General features: G+C 71.9%; 11 protein-coding genes. 8 read left to right on the top strand and 3 right to left on the bottom strand.

Annotated features, from left to right (window positions below; genetic code table 11):
* Positions 1–65 precede the first annotated feature (65 nt).
* The 3 genes from D2L64_RS24580 to D2L64_RS24570 all read left to right on the top strand — a co-directional run bounded on the left by D2L64_RS24580 (position 66) and on the right by D2L64_RS24570 (position 1,689).
* Entirely contained in the window at positions 66–599 is a 534-nt protein-coding gene (locus tag D2L64_RS24580) for a hypothetical protein (protein WP_119579574.1), read from the top strand.
* A gap of 235 nt (positions 600–834) precedes the next feature.
* Positions 835–1,272, top strand: coding sequence for a hypothetical protein (locus tag D2L64_RS24575; RefSeq protein WP_147376302.1), 438 nt, complete (start codon positions 835–837; stop codon positions 1,270–1,272).
* Between the two features lie 78 nt (positions 1,273–1,350).
* Positions 1,351–1,689 (top strand): DUF6596 domain-containing protein, encoded by a 339-nt coding sequence (locus tag D2L64_RS24570; protein ID WP_325049927.1) that lies wholly within the window; start codon positions 1,351–1,353, stop codon positions 1,687–1,689.
* 44 nt (positions 1,690–1,733) lie between these two features.
* Here D2L64_RS24570 and D2L64_RS24565 read toward each other — a convergent pair whose 3' ends face one another.
* The 3 genes from D2L64_RS24565 to D2L64_RS24555 form a co-directional block, all read right to left on the bottom strand.
* Complete coding sequence (locus D2L64_RS24565) at positions 1,734–2,093, bottom strand: YciI family protein (protein WP_119579572.1); 360 nt, start codon at positions 2,091–2,093, stop codon at positions 1,734–1,736.
* A 155-nt stretch (positions 2,094–2,248) separates the two neighbouring features.
* On the bottom strand, positions 2,249–3,193 hold the full coding sequence (locus D2L64_RS24560) for an acyltransferase domain-containing protein (RefSeq protein ID WP_119579571.1): 945 nt from the start codon (positions 3,191–3,193) through the stop codon (positions 2,249–2,251).
* A gap of 133 nt (positions 3,194–3,326) precedes the next feature.
* On the bottom strand, positions 3,327–4,517 hold the full coding sequence (locus D2L64_RS24555) for a PucR family transcriptional regulator (RefSeq protein WP_233559132.1): 1,191 nt from the start codon (positions 4,515–4,517) through the stop codon (positions 3,327–3,329).
* 127 nt (positions 4,518–4,644) lie between these two features.
* Here D2L64_RS24555 and D2L64_RS24550 point away from each other — a divergent pair, with 127 nt between their 5' ends.
* From D2L64_RS24550 to D2L64_RS24530, 5 genes are all read left to right on the top strand, one after another.
* Complete coding sequence (locus tag D2L64_RS24550) at positions 4,645–6,942, top strand: aminotransferase class III-fold pyridoxal phosphate-dependent enzyme (protein ID WP_119579570.1); 2,298 nt, start codon at positions 4,645–4,647, stop codon at positions 6,940–6,942.
* A 4-nt stretch (positions 6,943–6,946) separates the two neighbouring features.
* Positions 6,947–8,539, top strand: coding sequence for a xylulokinase (locus tag D2L64_RS24545; RefSeq protein ID WP_119579569.1), 1,593 nt, complete (start codon positions 6,947–6,949; stop codon positions 8,537–8,539).
* Positions 8,540–8,692: 153 nt separating this feature from the next.
* Positions 8,693–9,307, top strand: coding sequence for a methyltransferase family protein (locus tag D2L64_RS24540; protein ID WP_119579568.1), 615 nt, complete (start codon positions 8,693–8,695; stop codon positions 9,305–9,307).
* 84 nt (positions 9,308–9,391) lie between these two features.
* Positions 9,392–10,105 (top strand): MIP/aquaporin family protein, encoded by a 714-nt coding sequence (locus D2L64_RS24535; RefSeq protein WP_119579575.1) that lies wholly within the window; start codon positions 9,392–9,394, stop codon positions 10,103–10,105.
* Between the two features lie 154 nt (positions 10,106–10,259).
* Positions 10,260–12,086 carry a hypothetical protein gene (locus tag D2L64_RS24530; protein WP_199714750.1) on the top strand — a complete coding sequence of 609 codons (1,827 nt, stop codon included), beginning with the start codon at positions 10,260–10,262 and terminating at the stop codon, positions 12,084–12,086.
* Positions 12,087–12,099: the final 13 nt, after the last annotated feature.

Here is a 12,099-nt window from a genome sequence, read left to right as displayed (position 1 = left end):
AGATATCGATCTCCAAACTGCCGCCAACCTCATGATCGACCGGAAGGGGGCGCCGCGTCGGCGGCGTGATTCCCGACGACAAACTGCCCGGACTCGTCGCCGCCGTTCGCGGCACCGTCACAAACCCCACCGCCGGCCTCGACCGGTTCGAGGGCGCGCACATCCTCATCCTCGGCTCAGCCGGCCTCGACCGCGCCGCCAACCGGCTGACCGCGAGCGGCGTCGGTCACGGCGCGTGCACGCCCGTGCGGCGCCCGATCCAGACCCCCGACGGCACCCGGATGGTGCCGGGGCGCTACCTGGAGATCGACAGCGACGACCCGGATGCGCCGCGCGGCCGGCTGTCTGAGGGCAGAGTCGGCATCGCCGAGAACCCAACCATCGAGGCACATCAGGTGCTGCGGCCGCGGTTGGGGGTGTCGGCGGTGCCCACCCCGAGCATGCCAACGGCGCCATCGACCTGGTCGAGTGCGTACTGTGCGTACCCGACAACAACCTGCCCGGTATCCAGCGACGCTACGAGACATACCTCGGTCGTTCCCCGGACACCCACGGCCACGCGCGGACCTTCGACCTCGATGACGCCGCAGTCACACTGATCGCCGCGTCCAAACTAGCCGAGGTGCCACCAACCCCGTTGCCGCCAGCGCTGCCCGCCTTCGTCGGATACACAATCGCAGTACGCGACATCACCCAACCAGCCATGGCCGACACCGGTCAGCGCGCGGAGGTCGGGAGGGGCGATGTCGAGCACGGCGGCGCCGGCGGCCGTCGGATGCGGTGGAACGAGGTCGGCAGTGGGCTGTGCGTCGGCCGATGTCTGATACTTGGGACATGTCATCCGACCGACCGGGCCAGGCCGATCCGCCACCCGCGGGCGTGACGTCGGGCTGGCCCAGGCGGCTCTTCTTCGTCGGCGAGGCGTCCGTACCCGACCTGCCGCTCCCCGTCGCGTTGCGGGCCGCCGCCGTGTCGTCCCTGGTGGGCACCCTCAGCGGCCTGGTGGTCATGGTGGTGGCGGTCGCCCTCGGGTGGGACAACGACATTGCCGGCGTGACCGCCCTCGGTGCCTTCGGGCTGCCCCGGGTTCGCCGCGGGTACCGGCTGCGGGTGGTGGTGGCACTGACGGTCACCGCGGCCGGGTGCCTGGTGGCCGGCGTCCTGCTCACCGGTCCCCTGCCAGCTCCATGGGATCTGTTCCTCCCGTTGGCCTTCGCGCTGACGGCGGGCAGCCAGGCGGGTACGGCCGCGGCCTACCTCGGCCGGACATGACCGCCACACTCGACGCTCTCGCACCGCGGCAGCGCGCGCTGCTGCGGCGGTGGCTTCCGGACGTCACCGTCGTTCGGGATCACGGCTGGGGTCTGGTGGCTTCACGCGTCCTCGAGGTCGCCAGCGCGGGATCGCGGTCGTATCGTGCTGCTCGATCAGCAGGACCGGCGGCGGTGGGATCGGGCGGCGATCGGGCGGGCGGTGTGGCGGTTGCGTTCGGCGGTGCGTCAGGGCCGTGCCGGGCCGTACCAGGTGCAGGCTCAACTGTGGCACGCCACGCACGCCGACCTGCCGGCCACGCCGGACCGTCCCGGTGAGGCGCTGGTGGCGGCGCAGCGGGCGCTGGAGTTGGCGACGAATCCGGCGGAGCGGGAGCTGATGTCGCGTCGGGTGGGTGCGCTGCGGCGTCGGGGATGAGGCCGGCACCCCCGGGGTGGGGGCGCCGACCCGCGTGGCGCGTGCTATTCGCGGATCATCACTGGACGGACCTCGATTGCGCTCATCCCGGCGCCGAGTGGCCAACTGGCCGCGATCCGCGTGGCCTCGTCGACGTCGTCGCACTCCAGCATGATCACGGCGCCGATGACCTCCTTGAGTTCCAGGTACGGCCCGTCGGTGGTGACCGGCGTTCCGTCGGCTGCGGCCCGGACCGTCTTCGCCGTCTCACGGGGCTGCAACTCGGCGCCATCGTTGGTGACCTTGCCGGTGGGCTGCCACCGCTCGTACCAGCCGTAGATCTGCGTCATCAGCTCCTGTTCCTCGGCGGGGGAGAGCGCGGCCCACTCCTGGTCGTCACCGAAGATCAGCATTGCGTACTGCATTCTTGCTCCTCCTGATGGCGGGTCCGTCATCTGGGTAACGAACGGCCGGCACCACTTCTCGACAGGTTACTGTCGGCGGGTGGCGGGTGTTTCCGGCGGCGCGGGTGGCGAGGAGGTCGAGCGCCCGTGCGGCTGCCGGGGGCGGTGGCCCCGACCTAGATCGGGAAGCGGCCGCGGCGCCACTGCCAGTGGCGGCCGGCCTTGAGGTGGTCGGCGGCCGCGCGCTGCAGCACGGTGCGGCGTGGCAGTTGGTCCAGCGGTGTGGTCAGGGTACGGAACACGAACCGCCGTACCTCGACGTCGGGGTCCAACCCTTCCGGTTCCTCGTAGGGTTCCAGTTCGAATCTGCGCTGGAATCGGATGATGTTGGAGTCTGCCGGCAGGTACTCGGACAGTTGCGGGTCGAGCAGCCAGGAGCCGCAGGCGAAGGCGGTGTAGTGCTCGTCGGGGAAGTGGCGTGGAAAGAAGGCGCGGGCCTCGTCGAGGGAGGCGTCGATCGCCTCGGGGGTCAGCGGACCCGAGTCGGGGATGTGCAGGTCGAGAGCGGTGCCGCCGCGCTGGTGCTGTAGTCGGCCGAGCTGGTAGAGGCCGCCGCGCGCGTGCAGGGTCAGCCAGCTCTGCATGACCGGCCAGCCCTCGCGGTTCATCCGTCGGTCGACCGCGAGGTTGCGGCCGAGGTCGGCCAGGGTCGCCCAGGACACGCTCTCGGCGATGCCGTGGTCGCGGTGGTATTCAAGCACGACGTCGACCAGGGCGAGGTACGCGTACACGTAGAGATGCCGCCAGGCCGGGCCCCGGTCCCGGGGCAGCTCCGGGCCGGGCGACAACCAGCCATGGCCGCCGAGGTCGGCGCGGACCAGCGCGATCGAGCGGTCGAGCAGCCACCGCAGTTCCGGCGTCCACAGTGGGGATTCGGTGTCGGGCCAGCCGGCCATGATCTCGGTGGCGTCGTCCGGCTGCACCCCGAGCCGGTCGAGCAGCGCCGGGGCGTCGGCCCTGGCGGGCAGCGGAGCCGACGGCAGGTCACCAGCGAGTCGGTACACCCGGTCGACGTCCTCGACGGGTACGCCGAGCCGGGCCGCGGTGTCGTCCAGGTCCACGGGACGACCCTACCGAGCGGCGGGGTGCCGCGACAGACCCGGACGACGACGCCGGTCGATTCGCCGGTGGCGACCCATCCTTCGCACGGGCACCGTCGGGACGCTGGTGGGGCCGTCGGGGTGGTGCCGTCGGTCAGGCTCCGGCGTCGGAGGGGCGGGGTGTGCCGAGGTGGCTGGCCAGGACCACCAGGAGTTCGAAGCGGGCGGTCGGGTCGTCGAGGTCGGTGCCGTACCGGTCGCGGAGGCGTTTGAGCCGATAGCTGACGGTCTGCGGGTGGACGAACAGTTCGGCGGAGACCTCGGTGCGCGAGCCCCAGTGGCGCAGCCAGGCGTGCAGGGTGACCAGCAGGTTGTCTCGCTGCGCCGGGCGCAGGTCGCGCAGCGGGGCCAGCCGGCGGGCGGTGAGTACGGCCAGTGCGCCGGGTTCGCCGCGCAGGGTCAGCGCCACGAGGTGGTCGTCGACGAAGACCGGCCCGGGGTCGGGGCCGACCAGTCCGGCGGCCTGTTCGGCGAGGCGCACCGCCGCGGGGGCCTGCGGCCAGTCCGTCGCCGAGCCGATCACCGCCCACCGGCCGGCCAGGGCGGTGGTCAGGGCGGCCCGGGTCGCCCGGGGGCCGGCGCGCAGCAGCAGCACCGCGTCGCGTCCGCGTTCGACGACCAGGCCGTCCGCGCCGAACCGGAACCGGGCGTCGCGGGCCTGTTCCGGGGGCAGGAGTACGGGCGTCACGATGTCCAGGTCGGGCCAGCCGATGCGGGCGGCGGCGGTCTCGACGGCGTGGGGCATGGCGTCGCCGCGCAGCAGCAGTTCGGCGAGTTGGCGGCGGCGGTCGACCTCGCCGGCCTGCTCGCGCACCTGCAGGGCGTACCCGTCGGTGCTGGCGGCGGCCAGTTCGGCGACGTACGCGCTGACCGCGTCGGACAGGTCGACAAGTTCCTCGGGGTCGACCGGCCGGAGCTGGGCCAGGGACTGCGACGCGGTGCGCAGCAGCAGCCGGGCCGCCATCCGCAGCGCGGCCAGCAGTGCCTCCGGTCCCCGGTCCTCGCGGGCCTCGGCGGCACCGAGGGCGACGAAGACCTCCCGGATGCGCGGTGGCAGCGCGGGTTCGTCGGTGCCGACCAGGTCGAGGAAGCGGTCGAGGGCGACCTGCACGGCGGTGTGCACGTCGCGGCGGAACTTGTCGTCGGCGACGGCGGCGAAGGCGGGTGTGGCCTCGGTGACCGCGACCGCCACGGCGGGCACCGTGGCGGGTAGGCGCGGGCGCATGGCGGTGGCCAGGTCGGCGGGCAGCAGCTGCCAGGGGGTGGCGGACAGGGGCGCGCTCACCCGGTCGATTTTGTCACGGCGGGATAGTTCCGGGCCGGATTCTCGCTGCCGTCCGGACGGTGTTTCGACCTGGTCAGCCGGGCGAGGATGGACCCCGCCGTGCCCGAGGAGTCGACGGAGGAGCGCCGTGCAGCATCGCCTGTCCCGCCAGCACGTGGTTGACATGTGCCGCACCATGCTGGCCCGCGGCTACCTGAAGGCCACCGAGGGCAACGTGTCGGTGCGGGTGCCGGGCCACCGGTTGTACGCGGTGACCCCGAGCAACTACGACTACGACCGGATGCGGGTCGAGGACGTCTGCCTGGTCGACTTCGACGGCAAGCACGTGCCGGACGGCTCCGGTGTCGACCTCAAGCCGTCGATCGAGTGCGGGATGCACGCCAACATCTACCGGGAACGTCCGGATGTGAACGCGATCGTGCACACCCACCAGCCGTACGCCTCGGCGTTGGCGTTCCTGCGCAAGCCCATCCCGGCGCTGACCGACGAGCAGGTGCGTTTCCTGGGGCGGGAGGTGGCGATCATCGACTACGCCCCGTCGGGCACCTCGTTCCTGGCCCGCAACGTGCAGAAGAAGGTGGCCAGCGGCGACAACGCGTTCATCATCGCCAATCACGGTGTGGTGGCGGTGGGCACCGACCCGGACCGGGCGGTGTTCAACATGGCGCTGTTGGAGAAGGTTTCCATCGCGTACCTGCTGGCGCTGACCAGCGAGGCGGGGAAGGTGCACACCATTCCGGTGGCGATTCGGGAGATCGCCTTCGGCAAGCTGCGCGCCGACGAGAAGCGGATCGCCGCGCAGATCACCGAGGCGGTGGAGCCGGTGCGGGTGCCGGCCGACGAGGTTCTGCCCAGCGCGGACGCGGTCGCCGCCGGGGAAACCGCCCCGGAGGTCGCCGCCGGGGAAACCGCTGCCGGCGAAACCGCCGTCGGGGTCACCGCCGGGTCGGCCGAGGCGCCGGGGGCCGAGTCCGCGCGGCTCGGGTACGCGATCAGCGAGTACCCCGACGTCAACGACGTGATGCGGCGGCTCAAGGCGCTGACCGCCCAGCCGTTGCGCGGGCTGCGCCACGACGCGCTGCTCGACGTGTTGAACTACTTCGACACCAAGTGCCGGGCCAGCAAGGAGATCACCGACCGGGCCAAGCAGCGCATCCCGGGCGGGGTGCAGCACAACCTGGCCTTCAACTACCCGTTCCCACTCGCCGTCGACAAGGCGGAGGGTGCCTACCTGGTCGACCGGGACGGCAACACCTACATCGACTTCCTCCAGGCCGGCGGGCCGACGATCCTGGGCAGCAACTACGGCCCGGTCAACGAGCGGGTCGCCGAGGTGGTCCGCGCCTCCGGTCCGGTGACCGGCCTGTTCCACGAGTACGAACTGAAGCTCGCCGAGATCATCCACCGGTTCATGCCGCACGTGCAGATGTACCGGTCGCTCGGTTCCGGCACCGAGGCGGTGATGGCGGCGGTACGCGGTGCCCGCGCCTTCACCGGCAAGAAGATGGTGATCAAGGTCGGGGGCGCGTACCACGGCTGGTCGGACACCATGGTCTACGGCCTGCGGGTGCCCGGCACGTACCGGATGAACGCCAAGGGCATCCCGTTCGGTGCCACCGCCCGTACCCGCGAGGCGTTCCCGCACGACCTCGGGCAGCTCAAGCGCAAGCTGATCGAGAACCGGCTGCGCGGTGGCACGGCGGCGGTGGTGGTCGAACCGGTGGGTCCGGAGTCCGGCACCCGGCCCGCGCCGCGGGACTTCAACGCGAAGGTCCGGGCGCTCTGCGACGAGTTCGGGGCGCTGCTGATCTTCGACGAGGTGGTCACCGGGTTCCGGCTCGGACTGGGCGGCGCGGCCGGCTACTTCGGGGTCACCCCGGACCTGACCGTGTTCGGCAAGGCGGTCTCCGGCGGCTACCCGATGGCCGGTGGGGTCGGCGGGCGGGCCGACGTGATGGCGGTCTTCGGTTCCGGCCTGGACGGCAAGAGCGGGGCGCACATCCAGGTCGGTGGGACGCTGTCGGCCAACCCGCTGTCCTGCGCGGCGGGCTACTTCGCGATCGAGGAGATGGCCCGCACCAACGCGCCGGTGATCGCCGGCCGGGCCGGCGACCGGCTGACCCGCGGACTGCAACGGCTGATCGACTCCTACGGGTTGCCGTACGTCGCGTACAACCAGGGGTCGATCGTGCACCTGGAGTGCAGCGGCGTGATGTTGCTGGACATGCGCAACCCGGTGAAGCTGCTCAAGGAGAACAAGGCCCGCAAGCGGCTGATGGAGCAGATGGGTGCGGCGTACACCGCGCACGGCATCGTCACCCTGGCCGGTTCCCGGATGTACACCTCGATGGCCGACACCGACGCCGTCGTCGACGACGCCCTCGCCCGGTTCGACCAGGTCTTCGCGCTGGTCGAAGGGGTCTGAACCGGTGGCTGCCACCCCGCCGCAGATCCTCGCGATCGACCTGGGCACCTCGGGGCTCAAGGCGGCCCTGGTCGCCGCCGACGGCACGGTGACCGGCTGGGCGGAGCGCGCCGTGCCGCTGCGGGTGCTGCCCGGCGGCGGTGCCGAACAGGATCCCCTGGCGTGGTGGGCGGCGCTCGGGGAGGTGACGGCCGAGTTGGGTCGCGCCCACCCGGAGCAGTTGCGGGCCGTCGGCACGGTCTGCGCCTCCACCCAGGGCGAGGGGACCATCGCGGTGGACGCGGCCGGGGAGCCGCTGACCGCGTGCATCTCCTGGCTGGACATGCGCGGCGCACCGCACCTGCGTCGACAGTTCGGCGGCTTTCCCGCGTACCAGGGGATGTCGGTCCGCCGGATCGCCCGCTGGCTGCGGCTCACCGGCGGCATGCCCTCGCCGACCGGCAAGGATCCGGCCGCGCACATGCTCTTCGTCCGCGACGAGCTACCGCAGGTGTACGCGCGTACCGCGTCGTTCCTCAACGTCCTGGACTGGATGAACCTGAAGCTCACCGGCCGGACGGTGGCCACCGTCGACTCGGTCCTCACCTCGTGGGTGACCGACAACCGCCGGCCCGGCAAGATCCGCTACTCCCCCGCCCTGGTCGCCGACTGCGGCATCGACGCCGACAAGCTGCCGCCGATCGTGGCCTGCACCGAGGTGATCGGCACGCTGAGCCCGGCCGCCGCCACGCACCTGGGGTTGCCGGCGTCGGTACGGGTGGTGGCCGGGGCGATCGACACCACCGCGGCGGCGATCGGCGCCGGCACCACCGGCGACAACCAGCCGCACCTGTACCTCGGCACCTCGTCGTGGATCGCCGCGCACGTGCCCGGCAAGAAGACCGACATCGCCGCCGGCATCGCCTCGGTGCCCTGTGCGATCGGCGACCGCTACCTGATGACCGCCCTACAGGCCACCGCCGGGGCCAACCTGACCTGGCTGCGTGACAAGGTCGTCGAGTACGACGATCCGCTGCTCGGTGCCGGCCACGTCAGCCGGGACGAGGGCACCATCTTCGACGCGTTCGACCGGATCATCCCGACCGTGCCGGCGGGCGCCAACGGCGTGCTCTACACCCCCTGGTTGTACGCCGAGCGGGCGCCGGTGGACGATCCGCACCTGCGGGCCGCGTTCCTCAACATCTCCCTCGACACCAACCGGTCCGACCTGCTGCGGGCGGTCTTCGAGGGGGTCGCCCTCAACACCCGCTGGCTCGCCGGGGCGGTGGACCGGTTCCTCGGCTCGCCGGTGCGCTCGCTGGCGATCACCGGCGGCGGCGCCTTGTCGGACTCCTGGTGCCAGATCTTCGCCGACGTGCTCGACGTCGAGATCCGCCGCGACGCCCAGCCGCTCGCGGTCAATGTCAGGGGCGCCGGCTGGATCGGCGCGGTCGGCACCGGGCTGCTCGACTTCGCCGACGTCCCCGGCCTGATGCGTACCGATCGGGTCTTCCGCCCCACACCGGCGCACCGGGCCACCTACGACGAGGTCTTCGCCGTCTACCGGGAGCTGCACAAGCGGCTGGCACCGGTGTACCGCCGGCTGCATCGGCCCTGACACCCCCCAGCGGTACAGCTTCCAATGAATACATCGATTGCTGTACGGTTGACTCATGCATACATTGCCATGTGACCACATAGTTGCCTTCGGCCACCTCCGGTCACCGCACGGTCCGGCACCGAGGCCGCAGGCACAGGCGGGCGGCGCCTGATGACCGGACTCGCACTGGGGCTGTACGTGGTCGGCCTCGCCCTGGCGTTCGGCTGGCGCAGCGTGGCCCAGTGGCGGGCCACCGGCGACAGCGGGCTGCGCCTGCACGCCGGCCCGGTCGGTTCGACGGCCTGGTGGGCCAAGACGGCGTTCCTGCTCGCCCTGCTGCTCGGCCTGGCCGGACCGATCGCCGGTCTCGGCGGGCTACCCCGGGTCGACGCGCTGGACCACGGCGGGATCCAGGCCGCCGGGCTGACGCTGGCGGTGGCCGGGCTCACCGGCACCCTCGGCGCACAACTCCAGATGGGTACCGCGTGGCGCGTCGGTGTCGACCCGACCGAACGCACCACGCTGGTCACCACCGGCGCGTTCGCGCTGACCCGCAACCCGATCTTCGCCGCCATGATGGTGACCAGCGCCGGACTGGCGCTCATGGTGGCGAACCCGGTCGCGCTGGCCGCCATGGTCGTGCTGATCGGATCGGTGCAGGCACAGGTGCGTGCCGTCGAGGAGCCGTACCTGCGCCGGGTGCACGGCCCGAGCTACGCCGCGTACGCCGCCCGGGTCGGCCGGTTCGCCCCCGGACTCGGCCGCCGACGTTGCACTGACCGCTGACGGCCTACGCTCGATACCCGCCCGCAGCACCCATGAACAGCGGAAACGTCCACCCCGGCGAGCGGAGTGGGCAAGACTGGCGGCATGGTCGACGTCAGGCGCTACGTGGCCGAGTTCATCGGCACCTTCCTGCTGGTCTTCCTCGGCGTGGGCAGCGCGGTCGCCGCCCGCGTCGAGGGCGGCGTCGTGGTGGTCTCGCTGGCGTTCGGGTTCGTGATGCTCGCGCTGGTCTACACGATCGGTCAACTCTCCGGTAGCCACGTGAACCCGGCGGTCACCCTCGGCGTGCTGCTCTCCGGCAAGATCTCACCGCTCGGCGCGGTGGCCTACTGGATCGCCCAGTTCGCCGGTGCCGCGGTGGCGGCCTTCCTGCTCTGGGTGCTGGTGCGCTGGGGTGGGGTGACCGACCAGACCGGGATGCTGGGCGCCAACGCGTACGGCACGCACATCAACGCCGGCGGGGCGATGCTGCTGGAAACCGTGCTGACCTTCCTGTTCGTCCTGGTGGTGCTGGTGGTGGGCAAGCGCAGCACGGACCTGTCGGGCTTCGCCGGCCTGGCGATCGGCCTGGCGCTGGGCGTGGCGAACCTGGCCGGGGTCGCCCTGACCGGCGCGGCGGTGAACCCCGCGCGGGCCTTCGGCCCGGCGATCTTCGAAGGCGGGGACGCGCTGCGACAGCTCTGGGTGTTCATCGTCTTCCCGCTGCTCGGCGGAGTGCTGGCCGCGCTCGTCGCGCCCCTGGTCGAGCACGGCTCCGGCCTGAGCCGGATGGGTACGCCCCGGCCAGCCGGACGTTGAGCGGGACCACTCTCACCGTTTCTCCCGCTTCCCGAACGATGGGATCGAGGGCCGGTAGGCCCTTTCGAAAGTATCGGTGGCCATTGGCCATGGCTATTATCATCCGATCGATGCGACGCTATGGGCTCGGCGCCGGACATCGACGGGAGGATACGTGCAGGCGATTCGTCGAAAGCTTGCCGGAACCTCGTCCGTCGACCGCCGGCAGGACGACCAAGAGCCGGACGACCAGGAGCAGGCAGAACCGAAGCCGCCCCAGCACCGGCAGGGCCGGTTCGCCGCCGCCGCCCGACTGACGTCGCGCTCGCTGCGCCACGAGTGGACGCTGGCGGCTGTCGCTGGCGTCGCGTTGGCCGTCCTGCTCACCTGGCCGACCCTGCGGCATCCGTTCACCACGATTCCGGGCGATGCCGGCGATCCCACACTCCAGGCATGGCAGGTCGCCTGGGCCGGGCACGCCCTGAGCACCGACCCGCTCAGCCTCTGGCACTCCAACACGTTCTTCCCGGCGTCGTACACGTTCGCCTACACCGACAGCATGCCCGGCTACGCGCTGGCCGGCCTGTTCGGCCACGGCGTCGAGGCCGCCCTGTTCCGCTACAACCTGCTCTACGTGCTGGCCCACGCACTCGCCTTCGTCGGGGCGTACGCGCTGGTACGCCAGCTGGGTGGCATCCGGACGGCGGCGGCCGTGGCGGGCGTGGCCTGGGCCTTCGCGCCGTGGCGGCTCGCCCACAGCGGGCACCTGAACGTCCTCTCCATCGGCGGCATCGCCCTGTGCCTGGCGATGCTGGCCCGCGGCCACGGCTGGTCCCTGCGGGACGGCCACCGACCGGCGCGGCACCGACCCGGATGGGTCGTGGCCGGTTGGCTTGTCGCGGCCTGGCAGGTGTGCCTCGGCCTCGCGATCGGCCTGCCGCTGGTGTACTTCCTGGCCGGAACCGGGCTGGTGGTCCTCGCCGCGGTCGGGTGGGCCCGGTGGCGGACCGGCCGATGGGTGCTGGGCCGCCGGGTGGTGCTGGCCAACCTGGTGGGCGGCGCCGCCTTCGCTGCGGTGTGCGTCTGGCTGGGCACCACCTACCTGCGGGTGGTCGAGCTGAATCCGGAGGCGAGCCGGGACCTGGCCTGGACGGAGATGTTCTCACCACCCCTGCGGGGATACCTCGTCGCGCCCGCGGACTCGTGGCTCTGGGGTGAACACTTCGCCGCCGCCCGCGCCCAGCTGTCCTGGCCGCCGGAGATGACCCTGCTGCCCGGCGTCACGTTGATCATGTTGGCGGTGGCCGGGCTGAGCTACTCGGTGTTCCGGGTCCGGCACCGCGTACTGCTCGGGCTCGGGGTACTGGTCAGCGGTGCGCTCGGGCTGGGCACCAACCTCGTCGGCCAGGGCGATCCGGGGTACCTGACGCTGTCGCGGCTGCTTCCCGGCTGGGACGCGCTACGCACCCCGGGGCGGCTCATGGTGTGGACGAGTCTGCTGCTCGCCGTGCTGGCGGCGGGCGCGATCACGGAGTTCGGACGGCAGCTTCCCACCCTCAGGTGGCCACGACTGGCGGGGCGGATCCTGCTCGTGGTGCCGTTGCTGCTGGTCCTGGTCGAGGGTGTCAACCGCACCCCGCACCCCACCGTGCCGACCGCCCCGGCAGCGCTCCGGTCGGCGCCCGACCCGCTGCTGGTCCTGCCCAGCGACAGCTTCTCCGACGCGCACGTCATGCTCTGGTCGACCGACGGGTTCCCCCGCGTCGCCAACGGTTACGTCACCTTCGTGCCGGCCGGTCAACAGCAGATCCGCACCGCGAGCACCACCTTCCCCGATCGGGCCAGCATCGCGTACCTGCGGCAGGTCGGCATCCGGTCGGTGGTCGTGCTGCCGGACCGGCTCGCCGGTACGCCGTGGGACGGCATCACCAGCCGGCCGGTGGACGGCCTCGGCATCACCCGGGAGGAGATAGCCGGCGCGCTGGTCTACCGCCTCGACTGAGGCGCAGCAGCCG

The organism is Micromonospora radicis, from assembly GCF_003583405.1.
In the GTDB taxonomy this organism is placed as follows: domain Bacteria; phylum Actinomycetota; class Actinomycetes; order Mycobacteriales; family Micromonosporaceae; genus Micromonospora; species Micromonospora radicis.
This window is presented reverse-complemented; position numbering and strand designations above follow the sequence as displayed.

Excerpts from the sequence above, each read along its gene's own strand:
- D2L64_RS24535 (WP_119579575.1), top strand. The coding sequence starts at position 9,392 with ATGGTCGACGTCAGGCGCTACGTGGCCGAGTTCATCGGCACCTTCCTG.
- D2L64_RS24565 (WP_119579572.1), bottom strand. The coding sequence starts at position 2,093 with ATGCAGTACGCAATGCTGATCTTCGGTGACGACCAGGAGTGGGCCGCG.
- D2L64_RS24540 (WP_119579568.1), top strand. The coding sequence starts at position 8,693 with ATGACCGGACTCGCACTGGGGCTGTACGTGGTCGGCCTCGCCCTGGCG.
- D2L64_RS24575 (WP_147376302.1), top strand. The coding sequence starts at position 835 with ATGTCATCCGACCGACCGGGCCAGGCCGATCCGCCACCCGCGGGCGTG.